This window comes from uncultured Tateyamaria sp. (genome assembly GCF_947503045.1).
Lineage (GTDB): Bacteria > Pseudomonadota > Alphaproteobacteria > Rhodobacterales > Rhodobacteraceae > Tateyamaria.
Map to the genome: position 1 here is coordinate 638,183 of NZ_CANNCF010000001.1, position 23,223 is coordinate 661,405.

Annotated in this window: 22 protein-coding genes and 1 pseudogene; 16 read left to right on the forward strand and 7 right to left on the reverse strand. The window is 60.8% G+C overall.

The genetic code is table 11. The annotated features are described in order from the left end of the window. Position 1: 1 nt before the first annotated feature. The 4 genes and pseudogenes from Q1A89_RS03295 to uvrC all read left to right on the forward strand — a co-directional run bounded on the left by Q1A89_RS03295 (position 2) and on the right by uvrC (position 4,102). Entirely contained in the window at positions 2-169 is a 168-nt protein-coding gene (locus tag Q1A89_RS03295; RefSeq protein WP_299723751.1) for a hypothetical protein, read from the forward strand. Continuing rightward, the gene (locus Q1A89_RS03300; RefSeq protein ID WP_299723754.1) at positions 169-1,131 is read left to right on the forward strand and encodes a calcium/sodium antiporter; all 963 of its coding nucleotides are present in this window, start codon (positions 169-171) and stop codon (positions 1,129-1,131) included. Before Q1A89_RS03295 ends, Q1A89_RS03300 begins: the two co-directional genes overlap by 1 nt. Positions 1,132-1,144: 13 nt before the next feature. Next, a pseudogene (locus Q1A89_RS03305) lies at positions 1,145-1,936 on the forward strand (SDR family oxidoreductase); the annotation flags it as partial. A 276-nt stretch (positions 1,937-2,212) separates the two neighbouring features. After that, positions 2,213-4,102, forward strand: a complete 1,890-nt coding sequence (gene uvrC / locus Q1A89_RS03310) for an excinuclease ABC subunit UvrC (RefSeq protein WP_299723757.1) — start codon at positions 2,213-2,215, stop codon at positions 4,100-4,102. A gap of 33 nt (positions 4,103-4,135) precedes the next feature. Here the strand turns inward: uvrC and Q1A89_RS03315 are convergent, their stop codons facing one another. After that, on the reverse strand, positions 4,136-4,711 hold the full coding sequence (locus Q1A89_RS03315) for a VPLPA-CTERM sorting domain-containing protein (protein WP_299723760.1): 576 nt from the start codon (positions 4,709-4,711) through the stop codon (positions 4,136-4,138). A gap of 213 nt (positions 4,712-4,924) precedes the next feature. Here Q1A89_RS03315 and pgsA point away from each other — a divergent pair, with 213 nt between their 5' ends. From pgsA to Q1A89_RS03330, 3 genes are read left to right on the forward strand one after another with little or no spacing between them, the layout of a single operon-like run. Then, positions 4,925-5,584, forward strand: a complete 660-nt coding sequence (gene pgsA / locus Q1A89_RS03320; protein ID WP_299723763.1) for a CDP-diacylglycerol--glycerol-3-phosphate 3-phosphatidyltransferase — start codon at positions 4,925-4,927, stop codon at positions 5,582-5,584. Positions 5,585-5,589: 5 nt separating this feature from the next. Further along, positions 5,590-5,835: a molybdopterin converting factor subunit 1 gene (gene moaD / locus Q1A89_RS03325; protein WP_299723766.1), complete on the forward strand. Its 246-nt coding sequence runs from the start codon at positions 5,590-5,592 to the stop codon at positions 5,833-5,835. Positions 5,836-5,839: 4 nt separating this feature from the next. Further along, the gene (locus Q1A89_RS03330) at positions 5,840-6,280 is read left to right on the forward strand and encodes a molybdenum cofactor biosynthesis protein MoaE (protein WP_299723769.1); all 441 of its coding nucleotides are present in this window, start codon (positions 5,840-5,842) and stop codon (positions 6,278-6,280) included. 138 nt (positions 6,281-6,418) lie between these two features. Here the strand turns inward: Q1A89_RS03330 and Q1A89_RS03335 are convergent, their stop codons facing one another. From Q1A89_RS03335 to ubiA, 3 genes are all read right to left on the reverse strand, one after another. Further along, entirely contained in the window at positions 6,419-6,745 is a 327-nt protein-coding gene (locus tag Q1A89_RS03335) for a hypothetical protein (RefSeq protein WP_299723772.1), read from the reverse strand. Then, the gene (locus tag Q1A89_RS03340; RefSeq protein ID WP_299723776.1) at positions 6,738-8,642 is read right to left on the reverse strand and encodes an OmpA family protein; all 1,905 of its coding nucleotides are present in this window, start codon (positions 8,640-8,642) and stop codon (positions 6,738-6,740) included. The genes Q1A89_RS03335 and Q1A89_RS03340 overlap by 8 nt, the downstream gene beginning before the upstream one ends. 62 nt (positions 8,643-8,704) lie before the next feature. Further along, a complete protein-coding gene (gene ubiA, locus Q1A89_RS03345) occupies positions 8,705-9,667 on the reverse strand; it encodes a 4-hydroxybenzoate octaprenyltransferase (RefSeq protein ID WP_299723779.1) in 963 nt (320 codons plus the stop codon). Positions 9,668-9,678: 11 nt separating this feature from the next. On the opposite strand from ubiA, the gene Q1A89_RS03350 reads away from it, so the two are divergent. The 5 genes from Q1A89_RS03350 (at position 9,679) to Q1A89_RS03370 (ending at position 14,303) form a co-directional block, all read left to right on the forward strand. Beyond that, complete coding sequence (locus tag Q1A89_RS03350; RefSeq protein WP_299723782.1) at positions 9,679-10,404, forward strand: 16S rRNA (uracil(1498)-N(3))-methyltransferase; 726 nt, start codon at positions 9,679-9,681, stop codon at positions 10,402-10,404. Continuing rightward, a complete protein-coding gene (locus Q1A89_RS03355; RefSeq protein ID WP_299723784.1) occupies positions 10,401-11,270 on the forward strand; it encodes a GNAT family N-acetyltransferase in 870 nt (289 codons plus the stop codon). Before Q1A89_RS03350 ends, Q1A89_RS03355 begins: the two co-directional genes overlap by 4 nt. A gap of 213 nt (positions 11,271-11,483) precedes the next feature. Next, positions 11,484-12,020 carry a hypothetical protein gene (locus Q1A89_RS03360; protein ID WP_299723787.1) on the forward strand — a complete coding sequence of 179 codons (537 nt, stop codon included), beginning with the start codon at positions 11,484-11,486 and terminating at the stop codon, positions 12,018-12,020. Positions 12,021-12,112: 92 nt separating this feature from the next. Continuing rightward, on the forward strand, positions 12,113-12,796 hold the full coding sequence (locus tag Q1A89_RS03365; RefSeq protein WP_299723791.1) for a VPLPA-CTERM sorting domain-containing protein: 684 nt from the start codon (positions 12,113-12,115) through the stop codon (positions 12,794-12,796). Positions 12,797-12,932: 136 nt separating this feature from the next. Next, the gene (locus Q1A89_RS03370; RefSeq protein ID WP_299723794.1) at positions 12,933-14,303 is read left to right on the forward strand and encodes a glutamate--cysteine ligase; all 1,371 of its coding nucleotides are present in this window, start codon (positions 12,933-12,935) and stop codon (positions 14,301-14,303) included. Here the strand turns inward: Q1A89_RS03370 and Q1A89_RS03375 are convergent, their stop codons facing one another. Further along, entirely contained in the window at positions 14,304-14,891 is a 588-nt protein-coding gene (locus tag Q1A89_RS03375; protein ID WP_299723797.1) for a DUF805 domain-containing protein, read from the reverse strand. 361 nt (positions 14,892-15,252) lie between these two features. On the opposite strand from Q1A89_RS03375, the gene Q1A89_RS03380 reads away from it, so the two are divergent. Then, entirely contained in the window at positions 15,253-16,554 is a 1,302-nt protein-coding gene (locus tag Q1A89_RS03380) for a Hint domain-containing protein (RefSeq protein ID WP_299723800.1), read from the forward strand. Between the two features lie 85 nt (positions 16,555-16,639). Here the strand turns inward: Q1A89_RS03380 and Q1A89_RS03385 are convergent, their stop codons facing one another. Both Q1A89_RS03385 and Q1A89_RS03390 read right to left on the reverse strand, forming a co-directional pair. Then, a complete protein-coding gene (locus tag Q1A89_RS03385) occupies positions 16,640-16,870 on the reverse strand; it encodes a hypothetical protein (protein ID WP_299723803.1) in 231 nt (76 codons plus the stop codon). 215 nt (positions 16,871-17,085) lie between these two features. Then, entirely contained in the window at positions 17,086-17,958 is an 873-nt protein-coding gene (locus Q1A89_RS03390; RefSeq protein ID WP_299723805.1) for a LysR family transcriptional regulator, read from the reverse strand. A 150-nt stretch (positions 17,959-18,108) separates the two neighbouring features. Here Q1A89_RS03390 and Q1A89_RS03395 point away from each other — a divergent pair, with 150 nt between their 5' ends. The 3 genes from Q1A89_RS03395 (at position 18,109) to Q1A89_RS03405 (ending at position 23,137) form a co-directional block, all read left to right on the forward strand. After that, positions 18,109-20,151: an NADH:flavin oxidoreductase gene (locus Q1A89_RS03395; RefSeq protein WP_299723808.1), complete on the forward strand. Its 2,043-nt coding sequence runs from the start codon at positions 18,109-18,111 to the stop codon at positions 20,149-20,151. A 1-nt stretch (position 20,152) separates the two neighbouring features. After that, on the forward strand, positions 20,153-21,685 hold the full coding sequence (locus Q1A89_RS03400) for a trimethylamine methyltransferase family protein (RefSeq protein WP_299723811.1): 1,533 nt from the start codon (positions 20,153-20,155) through the stop codon (positions 21,683-21,685). A 147-nt stretch (positions 21,686-21,832) separates the two neighbouring features. Then, positions 21,833-23,137 (forward strand): adenylate/guanylate cyclase domain-containing protein, encoded by a 1,305-nt coding sequence (locus Q1A89_RS03405; protein ID WP_299723814.1) that lies wholly within the window; start codon positions 21,833-21,835, stop codon positions 23,135-23,137. The last annotated feature ends 86 nt before the right edge of the window (positions 23,138-23,223 follow it).

Here is a 23,223-nt window from a genome sequence, read left to right on the forward strand (position 1 = left end):
TATGCTCTCGAAGATCGTGATCCTGTTTCTGGTCTTCATGGGTGTGCTCGCCATGTTCGGAAAACTGCACTGGCTGGGCGGCAAACGTTTGACCCGCGCCAAATGCGACGGATGCGGACGCTACCGTATCGGAAAGGGGCCCTGCGCCTGCGGACGGGGTAAGACCTGATGGCGGAATTGATGCCATGGCTGCTCAGCGGGTTGGGCCTTCTCATCCTGCTGCTGGCCGGGGACAGCCTTGTCAAAGGTGCGGTGAACCTGTCGCTGCGCCTTGGAGTGCCTGCGCTGATCGTGTCCCTGACCATTGTGGCCTTTGGTACCTCGGCCCCCGAATTGCTGATTTCAATCGAGGCGATCCTTGACGACGCCCCCGGCCTCGCATTGGGCAACGTTGTGGGGTCGAACACGGCCAATATCCTGCTGGTGCTGGGGATTCCGGCGTTGCTGGCCACCATGCACACGTCGGAGTGCGAAACGCGCAAAACCTATAACTACATGATCGCGGCTTCGCTCTTGTTCATCGCGCTGGCCTTTCGCGGCGTGTTTGACTGGGTGTCGGGCCTGGTTCTGCTGGGTGCGTTGGCCTATGTCCTGTTTGATCAGGCGATGGAGGCAAAGGGACATCGCGCCGCCTGTGCCGCCAGCACCGCGGACGAAGAAGAGATCGAAGGTGTCGACCCCGATCTGCCCGGCTGGCGCATCGCCGTCTTTCTGATCCTCGGCCTGATTGGCTTGCCGCTGGGCGCCAGTCTGCTGGTCGACAACGCCACCGTCATCGCCAAGACCTATGGGGTCAGCGACACGGTCATCGGCCTCACCCTTGTGGCGGTGGGCACGTCGCTGCCGGAACTGGCCACCACTGTCATGGCCGCTCTGCGCCGTCAGGCGGATGTGGCACTGGGCAACGTCATCGGGTCCAACATGTTCAACTTGCTGGCCATCATCGGCATTGCCAGCCTCGTTGGGCCAATCCCGGTGGACCGGTCCTTCCTCACCTTTGATCTGTGGGTCATGCTGGGCGCCTCGATCCTGCTGGTGCCTTTTGTCTACATGCGGCGCGATATTACGCGCATATGGGGGGTGATCTTGTCAGCCCTTTATGTGGCCTATCTGGTCATAGTACTGATCTGAGACGCAGCAGAAAAAGGAGAGTGCGATGACACGCGCGCTTGTGACAGGGGCCGGGCACCGATTGGGTCAGGCCATGGCGATCTATCTGGCAGGACGCGGCTATGACGTGGCCGTGCATTATGCCAGTTCCGACAAGGGGGCGCTGGACACCGTCGCCGCGATTGAGGCCAAGGGCCAGCGCGGGGTGGCCCTGCAGGCCGACCTGCTGGATGAGGACGCAACACAAGCCCTGTTTGGACGCGCGGTCGAGGCCCTTGGCGGGCCGATCACCTGCCTTTTGAACAACGCCTCGATCTTTGAACATGACACGGTCGAAACCGCCACCCGCGCCACGTGGGATCGGCACATGGACAGCAACCTGCGTGCACCCTTCGTTTTGACCCAGGCCATGGCGGCGCAGGGGTTGGAGGCGACCCATGATGACATGGACGAACCCGTGGCATCCGGCCTGATCCTCAACATGGTGGATCAACGGGTGCGCAAGCTGACGCCCGAGTTCATGACCTACACGCTCGCCAAGATGGGGTTGTGGGCGCTGACCCAGACCAGCGCGCGTGCTTTGGCTCCGTCCATTCGAGTCAATGCCATCGGTCCGGGCCCGACCTTGCAAGGCGGACGGCAAAGCGCCGAACACTTCGCCGCACAGCGCGCTGCCACCGTTCTGAGCCGTGGATCGAACCCGCAGGATATCGTCGCGGCACTTGGATATTTCCTCGACGCGCCGGGAGTCTCGGGCCAGCTGTTATGTGTGGACGGCGGGCAGCATCTGGCATGGGAAACACCTGACGTTGTAGGGGTCGAGTAGGTGACCCTCCGTCAAGTTTTGCACCGCGTTAATCTCTGTTACAAAACCGTTACCAAAAGCCCTTTAGATTCAGTAACTTGCCATGTGTAAAAAAATAAAACTAGCAAGAACAAGAGCTTATGGCGGTGATTAAAAATTAGGCAAACCGGAGAAATGCCCAAAAAACAACGGAAAATTCCAAAGGCCCAGAACTTGTCTCCAGACTTATCCACAGCATCCGTGGATGCAAGATCGCTTGAACCCGCACCGTAATCATTGCAGCAAATCGCGAATCAAATGACCACCTCCAAGGATACCCCACAACCTGAAAGCGAACCTGCCGCGCCGGTGGGGTATGCGGTCATTCAGGGCTATCTGAAAACGCTGGATGCTTCGCCCGGTGTTTACCGCATGCTCGACCGCGAAAGTCGGGTGCTTTACGTCGGCAAGGCCCGCAACCTGCGCGCCCGCGTGTCGAACTATTCCCGCCCCTCGGCGCAGCATTCCGGGCGCATCGCGCGCATGATCTCGATGACCGCCTCGATGATGTTCCTGACCACGCGAACAGAAACAGAGGCGTTGCTGCTTGAACAGAACCTGATCAAACAGCTCAAGCCCAAGTTCAACGTGCTGTTGCGTGACGACAAGAGTTTTCCAAATATCCTCGTGACCGGCGATCACCCATTTCCGCAGATCAAAAAGCATCGCGGCGCCAAAAAGGAAAAGGGCGCCTATTACGGCCCCTTTGCCAGCGCGGGCGCGGTCAATCGCACGCTGAACCAGTTGCAGCGGGTGTTCCTGCTGCGCAATTGCACGGATTCGATGTTTTCGACCCGTACGCGTCCCTGTCTGCAATACCAGATCAAACGCTGCTCGGGCCCGTGTGTGGGCCTGATCTCGGAAGCGGACTATGCCAAAACGGTCAAGGACGCCGAACGCTTTCTGTCCGGGCGCAGCACCGACATTCAGGCGGAATTGGCGGGCCAGATGCAAAAAGCCTCCGAAGATATGGAGTTCGAGCGCGCTGCCGCCCTGCGCGACCGCATCCGCGCCATGACGCAGGTGCAATCGGCCCAAGGCATCAACCCCAAAGGCGTGGACGAGGCCGACATCGTGGCCCTGCACATGGAAAGCGGGCAGGCCTGCGTGCAGGTGTTTTTCATTCGCGCGGGCCAGAACTGGGGCAACCGCGATTTCTACCCCCGCGTGGGTGCGGATGTGGACGCCGCCGAAGTGCTCGAGGCGTTTCTGGGCCAGTTCTATGACACCAAGGAACCGCCGCGACAGTTGATCCTGTCCAACCAGATCGAAAACCCCGACCTGATGGCCGACGCCCTTGGGCAAAAGCTGGGGCGCAGGGTCGAGCTGCTGGTGCCTCAGCGCGGTGAAAAGGCCGAGTTGGTGGACAGCGCATTGCGTAACGCCCGCGAAAGCCTCGCACGCAAGATGGCGGAAAGTGCCACTCAGACCAAACTGCTGAAGGGGCTTGCCGAGGCCTTTGATCTGTCCAAAGTGCCCGAGCGCATCGAGGTCTATGACAACAGCCACATTCAGGGCACCAACGCCGTGGGTGCGATGATCGTTGCGGGCCCCGAAGGGTTCATGAAAAACAGCTATCGCAAGTTCAACATCAAGGGCGATGACCTGGTGCCTGGCGACGATTTCGGGATGATGAAAGAGGTGCTGCACCGCCGGTTCAAACGGTTGCTGGCCGAGGACCCGGACCGGGAAAAAGGCATGTGGCCGGACCTGCTCTTGATCGACGGCGGGGCAGGGCAGGTGAGCGCGGTGGCCCAGATCATGGGCGAACATGGGGTGGGCGACATCCCCATGGTTGGTGTGGCCAAAGGCGTGGACCGCGACGCGGGCAAAGAGGAATTCCACCGTATCGGTCAGCGCCCCTTTGCGCTGCGCCACAACGATCCCGTGCTTTATTTCGTGCAGCGCATGCGGGACGAGGCGCACCGCTTTGCCATCGGCACACACCGCGCCAAGCGGGCCAAGTCTAACATGAAAAACCCGCTTGATGATATTCCGGGCGTGGGTGCTGCGCGCAAGCGTGCGCTGCTGGCGCATTTCGGGTCTGCCAAGGCCGTCGGGCGCGCCAATCTCGCCGACCTCAAAGCTGTCGAGGGTGTGTCAGAAGGGCTGGCGCAAAAAGTCTACGACTTCTTTCACGACACGTAAGGCGCACGTGTCCGTGCGCCTCCGTCTGGTCTGTCAGGTCGACGTGCGAGACGACTTGCGCCTTAGCGCAGCAAGCCCGCCAAGCCCCCCAAGCAGCAGCAGCGCGCCGGCCGGCAGCGGTACCGCAGATGGCGGCGTGACGGTAAAGGTCAGGTTGTCCGCCAGAATGCCGCCATTGCCGATCTCGCCCGTTACCCCAAACCGGATATAGGCGGCACTTGCTGTCGAAAGCGCGAGGGTCATCAGTCCGGATGTCGATCCGGAAATGTCCAGCGTCACATTTTCGATGACATTGTCCATCAAATCAAATGCCGTGAGGAACAGACGATCAGAGTCCGACCCTCCGTCTCCCAGATCAACCGAGATACCCGACCCGACGCCGTTGAACGTGGCCGTCCAGAAGGACGTCGTCACGCCCGTTGCCACCAATGCCGTCACCCCGGGCAGGGTCCCGCCGTTGTCGATCTGACAAGCCGTCGCCATGGGCCCGGTCGTGATTGTCACCTCGAAGGTTGTGCAATCGGCTGTGCTGTCAAAGTTCAATACCGTGGCATGTGAAGCCGTGGCGCCAAGTGCCAGAACGGCTGCAGCGCAGAGTAATTTTATCATCTCAAATCCTTTCCGAAAAATACTGGATATTCAATCAGTGAGGGAAAATTACCCGAAAACGAGTGATTCTGATAGGGTTGTGTGCCTTTGCCCGACAGTTCGTGTTGCAATGACGTGGGGCGGTATCGCCCTCGTTTGACCGGTCTCGCCAATTTGAGACCGGATGATCGGATCGCGCTTTAACGCCCGCAACTTGCGGGATAGGGTGCGGCCATGATCTGGACCATTCCGAATATCCTCACGACTCTGCGCTTGTTGGCGGCGCCGCTGGTGGCGGTGATGTTCCTCTATTTCACACGGCCTTACGCGGATATCTTTGCCGTGGTTCTGTTTGTCGGGGCGGCGATCACCGACTGGTTCGACGGTTATCTCGCGAGGGCCTGGGGCCAGCAGACCCGGTTTGGCACGATGCTTGATCCCATCGCGGACAAGGCGATGGTGGTGATCGCACTGATGGTGATCATCGCCTTTTCCTCGTGGTCGCCCTGGCTTGTGCTGCCCGCCACGATGATCCTGTTTCGCGAGGTGTTCGTGTCCGGCCTGCGCGAATTCCTTGGCGACACGGCGGGCACGCTGAAGGTCACACAACTGGCGAAATGGAAAACCACGCTGCAGATGGTCGCCATCGCCGTGCTGTTCTCGCAAGGCGTGTTCGAACATTACTTTGGCATGTCGATCTGGGGCATGGATGAGCAGATGGTGTCCTCGATCCTCAATGGAGAACAGCCCGATCTGCAAGGCCTGGGATGGAAGCTGGCGGGGGCCGAGTGGGCGGGTCGCATCGGGCTGTGGTTGCTGTGGATCGCGGCGACGCTGACTCTGATCACGGGCTGGGATTATTTCCGCAAGGCGATGCCTTTTCTGAAAGGATGAGTGCGATGGATGTTCTCTATTTTGCATGGGTGCGCGAACGCATTGGCCTGCCGCGCGAACGGGTGGACAGCTCTGCCGCCACAGTTATGGATCTGGTTGAGGAATTGCGTGGGCGCGAAGAACGCTATGCCGCTGCCTTTGCCGATATCTCGGCCCTGCGCGTGGCGGTCGATCAGGAACTGGTCGATTTCGACACCTCCCTGAACGGCGCGCGCGAAGTGGCGTTCTTTCCCCCGATGACAGGGGGCTAGGCCCATGCGCGTCGTCGTGCAGGACAGCCCCTTCGATCTGGGAGTCGAGACCGAGAAGTTCGCGCAAGGCTGCAGCGCGTCTGGCGCCATCGTCACCTTTACCGGCGTCGTGCGCGACGTGGCCGGTGGTCTGGAGGTGATGGAGATCGAACATTACCCAGGCATGACCCAAAGCGCGCTGGAGGAGATCGCCACGCAGGCAGTGTCCCGCTGGAGCCTTGAGGATGCGCTGGTCATTCACCGTCATGGCCCCCTGCGCGTGGGCGAGATGATCATGATGGTCGCCACCGCAGCACGCCACCGCAAGGATGCGTTCGAGGCAGCGGAATTCCTGATGGACTACCTCAAATCCCGCGCGCCGTTCTGGAAGCGGGAAGTTACCTCGGACGGAGCGGCCTGGGTCGAGGCGAAAGCGGCAGACGAGGATGCGCTGGACCGCTGGTGATCCAAAGGCCGCTGCGCGACGCCATTTTATGAGGGGCTTTGCCCCGTCGCTGGCGCGACTCCCCAGGATTTTTTGAAAACAGAGAAGCAGGTCGGACTGGGATGGTCTGGCCTGTAAGGCGGACGTGTCGTCCGCCCATCAGCTGGCTTGTTGCCGTTCGATCCAGGCGCGCAGTTCTTCGGTTTCGTGGCGCGCATCGCGCAGTCCGTCCATGGCCGCGCGCAGCTCGGCTTCGGTCTGGGCCAGCTGGTTGGTCAGTTCCGCCTCGCGTTGTTGCAGATAGGTGATCGCCTGATCGCGGGTTTCCTCGGCCTCGTGCAACTCCTGGCTCATCCGGTCGAGTTCGGCCACATCCCCTGCTGCCACGCGGGTAAAGCGGTGGATCAGCCAATTGGCAAACCAGCCGAGACAAAATGCGACGAACAGAACGATCGCCGTCGCAATGACAAACTCGGCTCTACTCATCTGCTGGTCCTATCGTGCCGTCACCTGGGACTTCTATATCGCTCGAACCGGCGATGGATTCCAGCGTTGTTTCGCCGACAGGTAAACTCCGTTTCGGGCGGATCAGTTTGAACTCGATGCGCCGGTTGGCTTCGCGTCCTTCTTCGCTGTCATTGTCGGCAATTGGATCAGTTTCACCATAGCCTGTGGCGACGTATGAGGCGGTGAGCACGCGGCGGGCCCGCAATTCGTTCAGCACCGATTGAGCGCGGGCCTGGCTGAGGTTCAGGTTCATTTCCTCGCGCCCCTGGCTGTCGGTATGGCCCTGGATTTCCAACGGAATATCTCCGCACAGTTTCAGCACTTCGGCGATGTCGTCCATCGTGCCCAGCGTGCTCGCATCGATCGTCGCACTGCCCGGTTCAAAGTTGATTTTCGAGGCGGCCACGATCGCCGCGATCTCGGCCTCGCATTCGTCCGGCGTGGGGATCGAGGCAACCGGGTCCAGCTTTTCCTCGTAGATGACGCGGATGTCAAATGTCGCCGCTTCGCCCAGTTTGGAGGCCAGAAGCGAGGCGATGTTGGTGCTGGCCTCGGGGTTGCCGGTGTTGCCTGCGACCACAAGGCTGTCCGGCGTCACCGTGACCGCCCCGTTGGAGAGTTGCGCCAACGCCTCAAGGCCCGTCAGCACGCGCACGGGCCATGTGCCCGGCAGGTCGTCGACCAGCCGCGTGGCGGTATAGACATTGTCCGAGCCAAACGCCGCCTTGGCATAGCTGTCGGCCACGTTGCGCAGGTTTTCATCCGACAGGCGCCCGCGCAGTTGCACCAACCCCTCCGGGCTCAGCGTCGCCACGAACTCTGGCGGGCCCTGATTGGGGTCCACGGTTTCGGGCAGCTTGGCATAAAGCGCAAAGACATCCGGCAGGCGGTTTTCCAACTCGCCCACCACCCGGTCGAAGTCGGCCTGCGGTGTGCCTTCCGCGGCGATCAGCGTCACATCTGCATCCGAAAAGGTGACCGACCCGGCGCCCAGATCGGACAGGGCCGCGATGGCCTGTGTCACGGCGCGCCCCCAGTTGGGGCTGGGCACGCCCATGCCCACGGTGCAGATGGCAGTTCCTTGCATGCCTGCCTCTGCCGCTGCGGCCAGAATGCGGTCGCGGGTGGCGTCCGTGTCTGCCGAACAGGCGTCAAACCGGGTGCTGGTTTCGTCCTTGACCAGCCGCAAGGTAAAGGGGGTGATCACGGGCCGGGGGGCGGCCACATCCATCACCACCCGCAGTCCTGGTGGGCTGGCCCGTTGCAAGCGGCGCTCCAGCCGCGCCTTTTCCTCGGCGCTGTCGGTGATGGCGGTGATGCTGACACGCCCCGCCTCGACCGAGACCTTGGCGCGAGGCAGGTTCTCCATCGCGGTCAGAGCAAACCCCAGCGCGTCTTCCCAACCTTCCGGGGCGGGATAATCGGCCACTTCGATCAGGTCGGTGACGGGTTTGCGACCACTGATGGCGCGAATCCGTTCCAGCACGGCCCCGCGATCCGTGGTGGCGGGCATCAGCCCGATGATCGACAGGCCCGCATCATTGCGCAGGACCTCGGCGGAAAAGCGGGGCGGGGCGATGGCGGCAGCGGCCTCGACCTCCATGTCGTCGATCACGCGGGCTGCATCGACCACCGTGCCCGCGGCCGACAGGGCGGCAAAGCGCACGGCTTCGGTGGGCGCGATCCCGGCCAGCGTGACCTGAAGTCCGTCAGCCTGAACCTCGGCCCATGTCATTTCCCGTGCATCCAGCGCGTCTCGCACCCCGATTTCGGAACTTTCCTCGATCAATTTCACCGACAGGTTGGCTGCGATCAGCGACATAAGGGCTGCCGCAAAGAACGTGCCGACAATGATGAAAAGCGAGGACAGACGCATCAGCGGGCCTTTGGACGTTGTGAGTGCCTGACAGGTCTATGCCTGTCGCGGGGATGTTTCAATCAAACGAACAGGGCCGCACCAAAAAAGAGCAGCGGAATGATGCCGGTATCCCGGTTTGCGCGAAACAGCTGGAGGCATTTGGCCGGGTCCTCGATGTCGAGCCCGCGCAATTGCCACGCCATGTGCCAGCCCATGGCCCATGGCCCGCCGAGGGCCAGTACCATCGCCATGACCGACGCGTCATCGATCGCCGAAAAGATCACGGCGATCCCCATCAGACCCACCGTCCCCATCAGGAACCGACGCAGCCAAGGGGCCGTGTTGGTCCCGAACAGGCGCGCGGTCGATTTGATCCCGATCAGCGCGTCGTCTTCGGTGTCCTGATGGGCATAGATCGTGTCGTAAAACAGCGTCCATGCGATGCCCGCGAGATAGAGCACGACCGCAGGCGCTTCGAGTTGTCCGGTATGCGCAGTCCAGGCCAGCAATGCCCCCCAGTTGAAGGCGAGGCCCAGAAAGACCTGCGGCCACCATGTGAACCGCTTGGCAAAGGGATAGATGGCGACCGGCAGCAACGCGAGGATGCCCAGAAGGATCGCGTTCACATGAAAGGTCAGCAGAATCGCAAAGGCGATCAGCGCCTGCGCGCACATCCAGATCACGGCGCCGCGCACGCTGACCTGACCCGCCGGGATGGGCCGCGAGCGTGTCCGCTCCACCTGTCCGTCAAAGTCGCGGTCGGTGATATCATTCCATGTGCAGCCTGCCCCGCGCATCAGCCAGGCCCCGGCGGCGCATCCGATGGCAATCCATGCATCATGCCAACTGGCCTGCCCGTCATGCACCATCGCCAGGGTCAGCCCCCACAGGCAGGGCAGCAGCAACAGCCATGTGCCGATCGGCCGATCCGCGCGCGACAGCCGCAAGTAGGGGCGCGTCGCCTCGGGGGCAATCGTGTCCACCCAGTTGCCTTTTACTGCATCGGCGACGTGACCGTCTGGTGAAGGGATCGGGTTGGTCATATGTTGCCTTCATGAGTGATGCAAAAATCCGCCTTTATGTAGATCACCCTCTGGGGGCAGGGCAATCCGTGCCATTGTCGCGGGAGCAGGCGCATTATTTGTTCGGCGTGATGCGGCTGGGGATCGGGGCGGCGGTGCTGCTTTTCAACGGACGCGATGGCGAATGGCGCGCAGAGGTGGTTGAGGCGGGGAAGCGTGGCGGCGTGTTGGCCTGTGCCGCACAGACTCGCGAATTGCAGATGCCCCCGGACCTGTGGCTGCTCTTTGCCCCGATCAAAAAGGCGCGCACGGATTTCATTGTCGAAAAGGCCGCCGAGATGGGCGCGCGGCGCATCGTGCCGGTGCAGACGGAATTCACCAATGCAGGCCGCGTACAACGTGATCGCTTGCAGGCCCATGCGATTGAGGCAGCCGAGCAATGCGGCGGCACCTATGTGCCAGAGGTGGCCGAGATGGCGCGGCTCGACCGCGTGTTGGCGGATTTGGGTGACAGACAGCTTATGTTCTGCGACGAGGCACTGGCCGGGGCGGAGGACACCTCCGCCTTACGGGACAAGCCCGGGCCCTGGGCGATCCTGATCGGGCCGGAGGGCGGGTTTTCGGACAAGGAACGCGCGCGCCTCAATGGCCTCGACGCAGCGCATGCCGTGTCGCTTGGCCCCCGCATCCTGCGTGCCGACACCGCCGCTGTGGCTGCGATGACCGTCTGGCAGCAGCAGTTGGGGGACTGGCAATGACCCTGCTGCGCAAGGCCGGGCCAGATGATGCGGTGGCATTGGACGCGTTTCTGACTCAGCACCCGGCCACATCAATGTTCCTGCGCGCAAACCTTGCGGCCTTTGGCACGGACAATCGGGATCATCGCCACGGCACCACGTATTTTGTGCCCGAAGGGACAGAGATCACGGGTGTCTTTGCGATCTCGAACGGCGGCTATCTGCTGGCACAAGCACCCGATGCCCCACCCGAGGCATGGGCGGCGTTTGCCGCGCTGATCAAGGGGCGCACCGTGGCGGGAATGACCGGGCGGCCCGTGCAGGTTGCGCAGTGTCTCAAGGCGACCGGGCTGTTATTGGGGCCGTGGATGGTGCTTGCGGACGAGCCGCTTTACCAGTTGGAATTGTCGGCCTTGCCTGACCTGCCCGCAGACGTGCGCACGCCCGAGCCGCGTGATCTGGCTCTGCTGGAAAACTGGTATGCGACCTATGCGCTCGATACCGGACAGAGTTTGGCCGAGGACGGACCTTCTGAACAGGCCCGCGCCCGCGCAGCGGCGGCCATAGACAGCCCGGATGTCGTGATCCTCGAAGATGCAGGCACACCGGTGGCCATGGCAGGGATCAATGCGCGTCTGCCCGATACTGTCCAGTTGGGCGGCGTGTTCACACCGGACGGGATGCGCGGGAACGGCTATGCGCGGCGCGCCGTGGCCGGATTGCTGCGGCGCTGCGCGGCCCAAGGGGTGACGCAATCTGTGCTTTTTGCCAACAACGCCGCAGCCGCACATGCCTATGAGGCGCTGGGGTTCCAGCACGTCGGTGAATATCGGGTTGCACTGCTGCGCACGCCTCAAATTGTCGGGGATAACGACGATGCTCAATGAGCGCGTATCGCGGTCCACGCCACGTGTCGGCGACGTGATTTCTCGTTGGTCAGCCTGCGACGCATTAATATCCGGGTATACATTGCGACGAACGGCTGCGCGAGGAATCCAAGAAACGCACACTCGAACCGAGCATGTGCAATGGCAGCATGGCGCAACCTGCGGCTTGGCCGTTATGATACCGCAATCACCTTCTCAGAGCAGGGATACCGCATGACTTTTTTCCGACCTGAGGCGACAGCCGCACTCTGGCGTTGGCGCGAAGTGCTTGTGGGCATTGCTTTGGCTGTGCTGGCGCTCTGGTGGCTTGCCGGGCCGGGCGGCTTGTTGGGTTACCTGGCGCCGGTCATGCTGGTGGCGGCAGGCGCGCTGATCATGGTGGGCCTGCAACGGGGGCGCTTTCGCAGTGCGGGTGGCGGCCTTGGGACCGTGCAGGTGGACGAGGGGCAGGTGACCTATTTCGGCCCACTCACCGGCGGGGCCGTGGCCCTGCGGGAGATGTCACGACTGATCCTGGATGGCGCACAACGTCCGGCGCATTGGCGGTTGGAACAGCAGGGTCAACCCCCACTGATGATTCCGATCGATGCGGACGGCGCGGATGCGCTGTTTGATGCCTTTGCGAGCCTGCCTGGGCTCAAGACTGAACGCATGCTGGCGCAGTTGCATGATACACCGGACACGCCGGTTGTGATCTGGGAACGGGCCGGCGCAGATCTTTCGCGGATGGCGCCACTGGGGCGCGCCTGACACACTTGGATATTTTTTTTAAAAAAAGGCATTGGATCAGTGGTTTGTGCTGTGCCATAAACTTGCACGGATTTAACCAGGGACAAATGTAAATGTATATAAAAACTCTGATTTCCGCGCTCGCCATCAGCGCAGGAACGCTCGCACATGCGGGCACAATCACCGGCTATACAGATCAGACGGCCTTCGCGACCGACTTTTCCTCTGCCGTCACCGAGGATTTCGGCGCCTCCGCGCTCTTTCCCATTTCCACTGGCGTTCTGAACGCTTCGACGTCGATCTCGACGCCGCGTGGCCCAATCAGCCCCGGCGACATCGTGGACGGTGTGACCTTTTCCACGCCCATCGGCGCGGGGAACTTCTTCAACATCGATTCCGGCGGTGGGTTCAACGGGGGCTTCCTCGACAGCATCGGCACAACTGCGCCGCGTGACCTGACAGTCACGTTCGATGTCGCACAAACCGCATTCGGCTTTGTAACGAACATGCTGATGCCAAGCTTTGACATCACCATCAACTTCGTTTCGGGCCCGTCTGTCACGCAAAGCCTGTCGGTGGCGTCCAACGGCCTTGAGTTCTTTGGTTTTGCCAGCAGCGCGACGGATATCACTTCTGTGGTCATCGACGGAACCGGTTCCAGCACGTTCAACTTTGCGCTCGACGACTTCACCTTTTCCGACCAGCCGGTCGCTCCAGTGCCGCTGCCCGCGTCCCTGCCGCTGTTGCTGGCCGGTTTCGGTGCCATCGGCCTGATGCGCCGCCGTCAGAAAAGCTGACCCGAACCTGTTGCACGGAACGCTGCGCATCTGCGCACCGTTCCGTGACTGCACACCGACCCTGCCCGCATTGACACCGGGGCCAAATCGCCCCATCCCTTGAGCCTTAATCCAAGGCCAATGCGGAGCGTGCCCCATGTCCATCCCCCAGTCCGGCGGCGGGCCGATCGAACATCACGACCAACTGGCCCAGTACATGGCCGATGGCTGCAAGCCGCGCGAGGATTGGCGCATCGGCACCGAACATGAAAAGTTCGGCTATTGCACTGACACACTCAAACCGCTGCCTTTCGAGGGCCCACGCTCGATCGAGGCGATCCTCGGTGGTCTGCGCGACCGCCATGGCTGGTCCGAGGTGCGTGAAGGGGGTAAACTGACAGGCCTCGAAAAGGGGCTGTGCAACATCTCGCTCGAACCCGGCGGCGCGCTGGAACTGGCCGGGGCACCGCTCGAGACCATTCACGAGACCTGTGACGAGGTGAACCAGCACCTCGCCGAAGTGAAGGACGTGTGCGAAAACCTCGGCGCAGGCTTTATCGGTCTGGGCGCCGCCCCGCACTGGCTGCACGAGGACATGCCCCTGATGCCCAAGGGGCGTTACAAGCTGATGGACGCCTATATGGGCCGGGTTGGCACCATGGGGCGCACGATGATGCGGCGGACCTGCACCGTGCAGGTGAACCTTGATTTCTCCTCAGAGGCCGACATGGTGCAAAAGATGCGCGTGGCCGTCGCGTTGCAGCCTGTGGCCGTGGCGCTGTTTGCCAACTCGCCCTTCTTTGAAGGCAAGCTCAACGGGCACAAATCGTGGCGCTCCCGCGTCTGGCGCGACACCGACAACGTGCGCGCAGGCATGGTGCCCTTCATCTTTGAGGACGGCTTTGGGTTCGAGCGTTGGGTGCAATATGTGCTCGATGTGCCGATGTATTTTGTCTACCGCGACGGCAAATATGTCGACGCGCTTGGCATGTCGTTTCGCGATTTCCTCAAGGGTGAATTGCCTGCGCTACCGGGTGAGACGCCAACACTCAGCGATTGGGCCGATCACATGACGACGGCCTTTCCGGAGGCGCGGGTGAAGAAGTTTATCGAGATGCGCGGGGCCGATGGCGGTCCGTGGCGCCGCCTTTGCGCGCTGCCCGCCTTTTGGGTGGGGCTGATGTATGATCAGGGCGCACTCGATGCGGCCTGGGATCTTGTCAAAGGGTTCGATGCGGAAACGCGCGAAGGTCTGCGTGTGGGGGCTTCGGTCGACGGGCTGCAGGCGCAAGTGGGCGGCGTGAACATGCATGATCTGGCCCGCGAGGCCGTTGCGATCTCTCATGCCGGCCTCACTGCGCGGGCGCGGCCCGGTGCCGGGGGCATGATCCCGGACGAGACCCACTTTCTGAACGCGCTGCAGGAAACGATCGAGACAGGCAAAACCCCGGCAGACGAGCTGATCGATCACTATAACGGTGACTGGAACGGCGATGTCACGCGGGTGTTCAAGGCCTATTCCTACTGATCATTCGGCGACGATTGGCCCCTTGCCCAGCACGCGCTGCTCATAGAGGGCACGCACTTCGGCCTTGCGGGCGGCCTGCATTTCCGGGGTTACGGGCGCGTTGACCCGGTCCAGCACTGCATAGCCCTGCATCGGGTCATGCTTGCGCGGGCGGCCCTCGGGGTCGCGGCGGGGGCCTCCGGTGGGGCGATAATGGGGGCCATGGATGTTGTCATCCGCCTCGGATGGCAGCAGCGTCAGTACAAAGACCACCAGACCGCCGACAAATGGCACGAAGTAAAACAGGTAGAAAAATCCTGACAGACCTACGTCATGCAGGCGGCGGATGGTCACCGTCAGGCGTGGAAAGAAGGTGATGATAAAGTAATAGGTCAGCATGAAATCAAACGGGCTGAGGGTCAAAAGCGCCAATTCGTTGCCGCCCGCTGCGGCCAATACGTTGAACGCCATCACAGCGTCCACTGCCCCCAGAACCGTAAATGCGATGACTTCGAACAGGAAGAACCACCAGAATTCAGCGCGCGTGGCGCGCCCCGAAAACTTGAAAAAACCGGCAAAGACGGAATTGATGGCCTCGAAGAATCCCATGGCGCTTGCGCCCCTTTTGTCTGACGGACAAGTGTTCTTTCACGCTATGAGGGAGCATTCTGGCGGCACTGTGGCAGCTTTTGTGCCATCGCGTGGCGGTTGGGGTGGGAGCGTCTTTTCGGGCGGGATAGCACGGCATTTCGGTTGGCACGTTTGCATTGATTTTGATCCGGGTGGGATGTGCCGGGGTGGTCCAGAACGGCCGCAGCTAACCCGATAGACGCGTTCGGCTGGAAGTACTGCGGCGAGGTAAAGGCGCCTAAAGCCGTGCGGAATGGCGCCCGGTGACGATCTGCACGTTTCTTTAGGACAGATGCGCTAGCAAGACGCTGTTGAACTTAAGACACGCGGAGTTCTCATCATGGCAGACGTACTCGACGGATTGATTTTCAGCGAATTTCTGGTCGACAATTCGCCATTTGTTGCCGGCCACGACACGGATGGCGACGGGACGCACAACAAGTCCGACGAGTATATCGAGCTGCAAAACACGACAGGCAGCGCGATTTCGCTGGAAGGGTATCAGGTCTGGTCGGACAGCGGCGGGCTGCTCTACGAATTCGGCGCAAGCGACACGATTGAACCGGGTCAAACGGCAACGATCGTCGGTGAATACACGGGAACGCCGCCTGACGGTTTCTATGATGCGGGTCTGAACGAAGGCGACGACTTTCTTCAAGATGGCGAAGGGTCGAGCAACGACACGATTTACCTCGTCAATCCGACGACCGGGGACTTCATCGTCTTTTCCTATGGCGATCCGGTTCAGCCCCCGTCGCCGCCATCGGGCTTCACCGGAACCAATCAGATCGGTGGCGGCGAGAGCCTGAACAGCGACGGCCCAAACGGTGTTGCGTTTACCAGAGATGCCAATGGGGAATGGGCCGAAGGATCGCCCAGTCCGGGCAGTCCGGGCGTCGCATGCTTTGCGCAAGGCACGTTGATTGCCACGCCAGAGGGGGAACGCCCCGTCGAAAGCCTGAAGCCCGGAGATCATGTGGTGACCCTGGATCGCGGTATCCAGACAATCCGCTGGATACGCAACAACACGCATGCCCTGGACGACGCCGCAACAGATGAGAAACCGGTCCTTATCAAGGCAGGCGCCTTGGGTCAGAACCTGCCGACGCGGGACCTGATTGTATCGCCACAACACCGCATCCTTGTCGGCGGGGCAGGGCAACTGCAGCATATCTTTGCCCGCGAGGCGTTTGCCCCGGCGAAATCACTGACATCGCTTCCCGGAATTCGGCACATGAACGGAAAGCAACACATCACGTGGATTCATTTCGCCTGTGATCAGCACGAGGTGGTCACCGCAAATGGATGCCAGACGGAATCACTGCTGTTGGGATCAATCGTTCTTGATGGGATGACGCCCCTTGAGCGGCGGGCGATTTCCGAGGTCTTTGGCGGCGCGACAACGGCCGATGCCGCGCTTAACGGTCCCCCAGCGCGGGAATGCCTGAAAGTGAGAGCTGTCCAAAGGCGCCTAGCGATTGGCCTCAAGAAAAAGGCGCAACTGGTCGCGAAGGAGATCCGGAAGTGGGATATGGATCTCGCCCATGAGCGTTTCGAGGCTGAATTGGTGGACGAGACCAATGCAATTGATCAGGTGCACAGAAAGAGTGAGTCAGGAAACGTGAAGTCGTTGGCGTCCTAGGTCGGGCGCATCGCTGTCGGCGACTGCCATAGCTCAAATTGCCTGAACGCCGCACGGAGACTCGGAACCAGCGGTGATTGCGCGGCTACTCGGGCCACTTCCACGCGATTGCGGCCAGGTAGTTCCCCGTGGCAACGGCATTCACGGTAATGCGCTCTGGTCCATAGCCGTCCGCCTTGCGGATTTTGCGATAGCTTCGTCGAAATCTTGCCAATCTGGTCAGCCCCGACAATGTCAGAACCAGAAATTCACCTTCGCCTTTCAATGGAACCGAATGAACGTCGTTCCAGCCAGAATTCAGGGCCTGGGCCACCATCGCGTAAGGATCTCTCCGCGTTGGAACTGAATGCTTCAAAACATAGTCCTCATCTAAATTATCTATCCTTAGGTATGCACGAGATCTCGAACACACAATATGTCATATGAGCGCATAGAGTATTTCGGGTTTATGGATCGGTTTTGTTGCTCACGGTCCATACTGGGCGAAGCGCGTTGGTTGATCGGGCAGACCTTGTGTAGAGCACTCACATGTCACGCCCTTACCTCGGCCGCGTTGATCCGCAACCAATCCAAAAAAGCCTGGCAGACGGGGGTCGGATTGTCCGCAAGCGCGAAGTAGCATCCGCGTTCCGGCGTGTCCCAAATGGCCACAAGGTCACCCCGTTCCAAATCATCTGCAACCCAATCACAAACCGTGTAGGCCACCGCCTCGCCGCGTTTGATCGCATCGACGATCAAGTTGCCGGGCATTTCAGAGATCTGGGAGGGCACACATTCCTCGATGCCTTGCCGAACGAACCGATCGTACACCACGGTGACACCCAGTTCCTGCAACCAGGGCAAGGTCTTGAGGTCGTCGCCAGACACCGGTTCTGCAGGGCGAAGCGTGGAATGGCACAGGACGTTCAGGGCGACGTCGAGCAAGGGATTGATGCCATGTGGCAGGTCATCTCGCAGGCAGAACCGAATGGCCACATCAAAACCGTCATTGTCGATTGCGCGTGTCTCTGCGCTCAGGTCGATTTGCACGCTGATGCCGGTATGCGCCGCCTGAAACGCCGCAACGCGCGGGACCAGCCAAAACGCGGCAAAGCTAGATGATGTCGTCACGCGCACACTGGTAGGGTGTTTGTTGGCCGCGACCGCCTCGATACCGCGCTGCAACTCGTCAAAACCGCGTTGCAGGTATTGGGCCAGAATCTGGCCATCATCTGTAAGCAACACCCCACGCCCATGCCGTTTCAACAGCTTTTTGCCCAGGTGCTTCTCGAGCGCGCGGACCTGCTGGGTGACCGCGGGTTGGGTCACGTTCAAAGCGTGGGCCGCGGCCGACAGACTGCCATGTTCGACTACGAGCGCAAAGGCGCGAAGCGCTTTCAATGAGGGGAGGTCAGGTCGACTCATAACATCACCTTATAGGTCGGAAAGATTATTTGTCTTGCTTCAATGGAGCAAAAACATCTCTTCTCTCAAGCAATCGAAAGGCCGATTTGGCGGCGCAGAGGCCCAGTGGTTTCTGTCCGAACAAAAACCGCGCCTGTGTCGGAGGTTGAGATGAACAACGATCCCCTGCTGCAACCCTATCAACTCAAGCACCTCACGCTGCGCAATCGGATCATGACCACCAGCCATGAACCCGCCTATCCCGACGACGGCATGCCCAAGGAACGCTATCGCGCCTATCATGCAGAACGGGCCAAGGCCGGCGTGGCGCTGGCGATGACGGCCGGATCAGCCTGTGTGTCGCGGGACAGCCCACCGTCCTTCAACAACGTTTTGGCCTACAAGGACGAGGTGGTGCCGTGGATCAAGGGCCTGACGGACGAGTTGCACGACCATGGCTGCGCTGTGATGATCCAGTTGACCCATCTGGGCCGTCGCACAGGCTGGAGCAAGGGCAACTGGCTGCCATCCGTCGCACCCACCCATCACCATGAGGCAGCGCACAGGTACAATCCCAAACTGCTGGAAGACTGGGATATCGCCCGCATCATTCAGGATTACATCGACGCCGCTGAACGGATGAAAGCTGGCGGCATGGATGGGCTGGAAATTGAATGCTACGGCCATCTGGCAGATCAGTTCTGGTCCCCGCTCACGAATGAGCTTGAGGGGCCTTATGGTCCGCAGTCGTTGGAGAGTCGCACGCGGTTTGTGCGCAAGGTGCTGGCTGGCATGCGCGCGGTCGTGGGAGACGATTTTCTGCTCGGCGTGCGCTTCACGGCGGACGAGGCAACACCGGGGGGGGTGACCGACGACGAAGGGATCCACATCGCGCAAATGCTCAAATCCGAAGGGCTGGTCGATTTCCTCAACGTCATCCGCGGGCGTATCCACAGCGATCCGGACTTGTCCAAAGTCATCCCTTTGCAAGGCTCACCATCTGCGCCTCATCTGGATTTTGCCGGGCGCATCAAAGCCGAGATCGGCCTGCCGACCTTCCATGCCGCGCGCATTCCTGATGTTGCCACCGCCCGCCACGCTGTTGCGGCGGGCCATCTGGACATGGTCGGGATGACCCGCGCCCATATGGCCGACCCGCATCTGGTGCAAAAGATTGTGGAAGAACGTGAGGACGACATCCGGCCCTGTGTCGGCGCCACGTACTGCCTTGATCGGATTTATCAGGGCGGAGAAGCCTTGTGCATCCACAACCCAGCGACGGGCCGCGAATTGACGATGCCCCATGTGATCCAAACCGCGCCAAAACCCCGCAAGGTCGTCGTGACTGGTGCGGGGCCCGGTGGATTGGAAGCAGCCCGGGTCGCTGCAATGCGTGGCCACGATGTGACTGTCTTTGAGGCAGCAGATCAGCCCGGCGGGCAAGTGCGCCTGACCGCACAATCGCCACGTCGCCGCGAAATGATCGGCATCATCGATTGGCGTATGGCGCAATGTGCGGCCCGGGACGTGCAGTTTCAATTCAACACGTGGGCCGAGGCTACGGATATCACGGCACTCAACCCTGATCTGGTGATTGTCGCCACGGGCGGGATACCGCAGATGCGCCTTTACGAGCAGATGGAGGACTTGCCCCACGTCATCAGCGCTTGGGACATCCTGTCGGGTGATGTGACCGCGAGCGGAGACGTTCTGGTGTTTGACGAGGCCGGAGATCACGCCGGATTGCAAGCCGCAGAGATCGCCGCCGACACTGCAACGGTCGAGGTCATGACCCCAGACCGCACCTTTGCCCCGGAAGTCATGGGGCTGAATCTGGTGCCCTACGTCACCACCCTGCAGGACAAAGACGTCAAGATGACCGTCGCGAGGCGATTGCTGGGGGTGCGCAAGGAGGGCAACCGGCTGCTGGCCGAGATCGGCTCGGATTACAGTGGAAAGCGTCGCGACAAGAGCTTTGACCAGATCGTGGTGAACTACGGCACATTGCCCAACGCGGACCTCTACTTTGATCTCAAACCGCTCTCACGCAACCTTGGTGAGGTCGATCATGACGCTCTGATCGAGGGGCGTGCGCAGGCATTGACGCCGAACCCTGACGGCACTTTCCAGCTGTTCCGCATCGGCGATGCGGTTGCCGCCCGCAACACCCACGCTTCGATCTATGATGCGCTGCGGCTGATGAAGGATCTTTGACATGACAACGGCGTCGCCTGCAAAACGCCGGGGCCGCAGTGCCCGCAAAGCGTTACGCGAGGCCGAAGTCACGCCGCGCCTGTCGACCATCCGCTACGGCGTAAAGCCCGTCGAAGTGGTCAGCACCGATGAATTGGAACGCATCCACGAGGCATCCATGCGCATCCTCAAGAACATCGGGATCGTGTTTCGCGATGACACCGCCCTCAGGCAATGGGCCGAGGCGGGCGCGGATGTGCAGGGCGACCGCGTGCGCCTTGAGGCGGAGATGATCGAAGCGCTGGTGGCCAAGGCACCCGAGCGTTTTGAAATGACCGGGCGCGGTGTGGACACACGGTTCGAACTTGGCCTTGGCAACGCCGTGTTTGCGCCGATGCACGGCGCGCCCAACATCCGCGATCTGGACGGCACCCGACGGTTTTCGACTATCGAAGACCTCAAGCGCATCAACAAGATTGTGCAGATGTCGCCGGGGTTTCACATGTCCACCGGATTTTCCTGCGAGCCGACGGACATCCCGGTGCCGTGGCGGCATTTGCACATCAACCTGTCGAGCTTTATCGAGACCGATCTTGCCACATTCGGTATGGGCAATGGGCTAGGCAACGCACAGGATTCCGTGGCCATGGCCAAGATCGTCTATGGCGAAACCTTCCTTGAGAACAACGTGGTGATGCTGACCCATGCATCGGGCAATTCACCGCTGGTGTGGGACGAAACCATGCTCGACGGGTTGAGGGTGTTCATCGAGGCGGGACAAGGTGCGTTGATCTCGCCTTTTGTTCTGGGTGCCGCCAATACGCCAGCGGATGTCGTTGCCACTGTCGCGCAACTTAACGCCGAGGCGTTGGCCTGCATCGCCTATGCGCAATTGGTCAAACCCGGCGCGCCCGTGATCTACGGCCAGTTCTCGGTCGCCGTTTCGATGAAAACCGGTGCGCCCATGTCGGGCATGCCGGAGGTCAGCCTGATCAACGGGATCATCGGCCAGCTTGCGCGGCGCTACGGCGTGCCATGGCGCACGACCGCGTCACAATCGGCGGGTAAAAGCTTCGACGCCCAATCCGGGTACGAATCCGCGACCTCCTACATGGCCGGGGTGACCGCCAACGCGAGCCTCATGCTCCACGCGGGCGGCTGGGACGAGGCGGGGATGGTCCATTGCCTGCGCAAACTCGTCGTGGACGCCGAACAAAACCTGATGATGGCAAGATATGCCCAAGGCGTCAGCTTTGATCTGTTGGAAGAAGCGATGGATGCCATCGGCCGCGTCGGCCCCGGCGGGCATTTCCTCGGGGACAGCTTCACGCTTGCACATTTCAAGGACGCATTCTTTTCGCCGACACTGCTGGACTACGAGGCGTGGGAACATTGGGAGCAGAACGGCAGCCGATCCATGCCTGAGCGCGCGACGGAGCAAGCTGAGGCCCTGCTTGCCAGCTACGAACCGCCGCCAATCGACCCCGCAATTTCAGAAGAGCTGCATGCGTTCGTGGATCGTAGGCAGACCGAGATCAGCCCCGAGATCAGATAACCAAACTGAAAAATCTCGGTTGCCCAATACGTGCGGATGACAGGCGTTTCACGAACAGCCCGCAGGCCCGGTATCGAGATATTCGGTTGAGTGTCAGCCATTTGACACTATCAAAGACCGGGCTGCCACAGACAGGACTGCACGCGTTTGATTACCGACCACATCCGCATTGGCCATGCGCCCGGTGATGAGCTGAGCATTAAACGGCTCAAGTCGATGTCCGTGATAATCCTGTTTGTGATCATGTGCATGACCGTCGGCTTTTTCTTTGAGCCGGTACGGTCCGTCTTGTTTCGCACAATCGATGTCGCGGTTCTGATCATATTGCTGACCACTTTGGTGGTGCTGCACGTCACCCGCCGGGTCGAGGCTGCGTTCTACTTTTTTGCACCGGCCTTCCTGATCGCCCAGCTGATTTTCCTGATGCTCAATGGCAACCGCGAGGGCGATGTGTTGGCGTTTCTCGTCATTCCCTCGGCTGCCGTCGTCATCGTCGGGCCCGCAAAATCCCGACCATGGTTTGCGGCCTGTTTCCTTGTGATGCTCTTGCTGCCGCTTCTGGATGGTTTCCTGCCCGAGATTTCGCTGGCGCTGAACCAGACATCCCTGAACCCGACGGGGTCCGTGTTTCAGTCACCTCTGAAACAACCTTTGGAGGTCGGCGAGGGGCTGGCGATGACCATTGGCGTGTTTTTCATCTATTTTCTGGTGTTCTCCGGGTATCGACAGCTTGAGTCAGCCAAGGAGGTGATCGTCGATCAAAAGGCGCAGATCGAGCGTGAATTCGAGCGCTCCGAGCGGCTGCTGGACAATATCCTGCCCGCCCCGATCGCGGAGCGGCTCAAGCAAGAGCCGGACAAGATCATTGCCGATGACCTGTTGCAGGTGACGATCCTGTTTGCGGATATTGTGGATTTCACTCCGAAGGCCACGCGGATGTCTGCGACGGAACTTGTGTCTTTCCTGAACCATGTGTTCTCCAAATTTGACGAGCTCGCCGAAAGGCACGGTCTGGAGAAGATCAAGACCATTGGCGACGCGTATATGGTGGCGGGCGGCATGCCTGAACCCCGGCCAGATCACGCTGTGGCGGTCGCCGATATGGCGCTGGAAATGCTTGTGATCGCCAGAACACTCGAACGCGAAATCGGCGACACCGTGGCACTGCGAATCGGCATTCACACAGGCCCGGCGGTCGCCGGCGTGATCGGGACCCGCAAGTTTTTCTATGATGTATGGGGCGATACCGTGAACACCGCGTCACGCTTGGAATCCCATGGGGCCCCGGGACGCATTCAGGTCACCCAGGAAACCTATGAGGCCTTGTCTGACCAGTTCGACTTCGAACAGCGCGGCTTTATCGACATCAAGGGAAAGGGCAAGACCATGGCCTATTATCTGACGGGGCGTTCAGGTCAGCCAGCAGCGCCCAACGCTGAACAGAGCAGTTGACCAATCCAACCCATTGGTGATGGTGATGTCCGGGGCAACTGACGTCCGGTCCGCTCTGCACGGGAAACCGCATCTGATCAGGGGAC

What these genes read in the sequence shown, in the direction of transcription:
- Q1A89_RS03390 (WP_299723805.1), bottom strand. Translation starts at nt 17,958, where the DNA reads ATGAGTCGACCTGACCTCCCCTCATTGAAAGCGCTTCGCGCCTTTGCG.
- moaD (WP_299723766.1), top strand. Translation starts at nt 5,590, where the DNA reads ATGGATGTTCTCTATTTTGCATGGGTGCGCGAACGCATTGGCCTGCCG.
- Q1A89_RS03300 (WP_299723754.1), top strand. Translation starts at nt 169, where the DNA reads ATGGCGGAATTGATGCCATGGCTGCTCAGCGGGTTGGGCCTTCTCATC.
- Q1A89_RS03350 (WP_299723782.1), top strand. Translation starts at nt 9,679, where the DNA reads ATGAGTGATGCAAAAATCCGCCTTTATGTAGATCACCCTCTGGGGGCA.
- Q1A89_RS03330 (WP_299723769.1), top strand. Translation starts at nt 5,840, where the DNA reads ATGCGCGTCGTCGTGCAGGACAGCCCCTTCGATCTGGGAGTCGAGACC.
- Q1A89_RS03295 (WP_299723751.1), top strand. Translation starts at nt 2, where the DNA reads ATGCTCTCGAAGATCGTGATCCTGTTTCTGGTCTTCATGGGTGTGCTC.
- Q1A89_RS03335 (WP_299723772.1), bottom strand. Translation starts at nt 6,745, where the DNA reads ATGAGTAGAGCCGAGTTTGTCATTGCGACGGCGATCGTTCTGTTCGTC.
- Q1A89_RS03385 (WP_299723803.1), bottom strand. Translation starts at nt 16,870, where the DNA reads ATGGTGGCCCAGGCCCTGAATTCTGGCTGGAACGACGTTCATTCGGTT.
- pgsA (WP_299723763.1), top strand. Translation starts at nt 4,925, where the DNA reads ATGATCTGGACCATTCCGAATATCCTCACGACTCTGCGCTTGTTGGCG.
- Q1A89_RS03375 (WP_299723797.1), bottom strand. Translation starts at nt 14,891, where the DNA reads ATGGGATTCTTCGAGGCCATCAATTCCGTCTTTGCCGGTTTTTTCAAG.
- Q1A89_RS03355 (WP_299723784.1), top strand. Translation starts at nt 10,401, where the DNA reads ATGACCCTGCTGCGCAAGGCCGGGCCAGATGATGCGGTGGCATTGGAC.
- ubiA (WP_299723779.1), bottom strand. Translation starts at nt 9,667, where the DNA reads ATGACCAACCCGATCCCTTCACCAGACGGTCACGTCGCCGATGCAGTA.
- Q1A89_RS03370 (WP_299723794.1), top strand. Translation starts at nt 12,933, where the DNA reads ATGTCCATCCCCCAGTCCGGCGGCGGGCCGATCGAACATCACGACCAA.
- Q1A89_RS03340 (WP_299723776.1), bottom strand. Translation starts at nt 8,642, where the DNA reads ATGCGTCTGTCCTCGCTTTTCATCATTGTCGGCACGTTCTTTGCGGCA.
- uvrC (WP_299723757.1), top strand. Translation starts at nt 2,213, where the DNA reads ATGACCACCTCCAAGGATACCCCACAACCTGAAAGCGAACCTGCCGCG.
- Q1A89_RS03315 (WP_299723760.1), bottom strand. Translation starts at nt 4,711, where the DNA reads ATGATAAAATTACTCTGCGCTGCAGCCGTTCTGGCACTTGGCGCCACG.
- Q1A89_RS03365 (WP_299723791.1), top strand. Translation starts at nt 12,113, where the DNA reads ATGTATATAAAAACTCTGATTTCCGCGCTCGCCATCAGCGCAGGAACG.
- Q1A89_RS03380 (WP_299723800.1), top strand. Translation starts at nt 15,253, where the DNA reads ATGGCAGACGTACTCGACGGATTGATTTTCAGCGAATTTCTGGTCGAC.
- Q1A89_RS03395 (WP_299723808.1), top strand. Translation starts at nt 18,109, where the DNA reads ATGAACAACGATCCCCTGCTGCAACCCTATCAACTCAAGCACCTCACG.
- Q1A89_RS03400 (WP_299723811.1), top strand. Translation starts at nt 20,153, where the DNA reads ATGACAACGGCGTCGCCTGCAAAACGCCGGGGCCGCAGTGCCCGCAAA.
- Q1A89_RS03360 (WP_299723787.1), top strand. Translation starts at nt 11,484, where the DNA reads ATGACTTTTTTCCGACCTGAGGCGACAGCCGCACTCTGGCGTTGGCGC.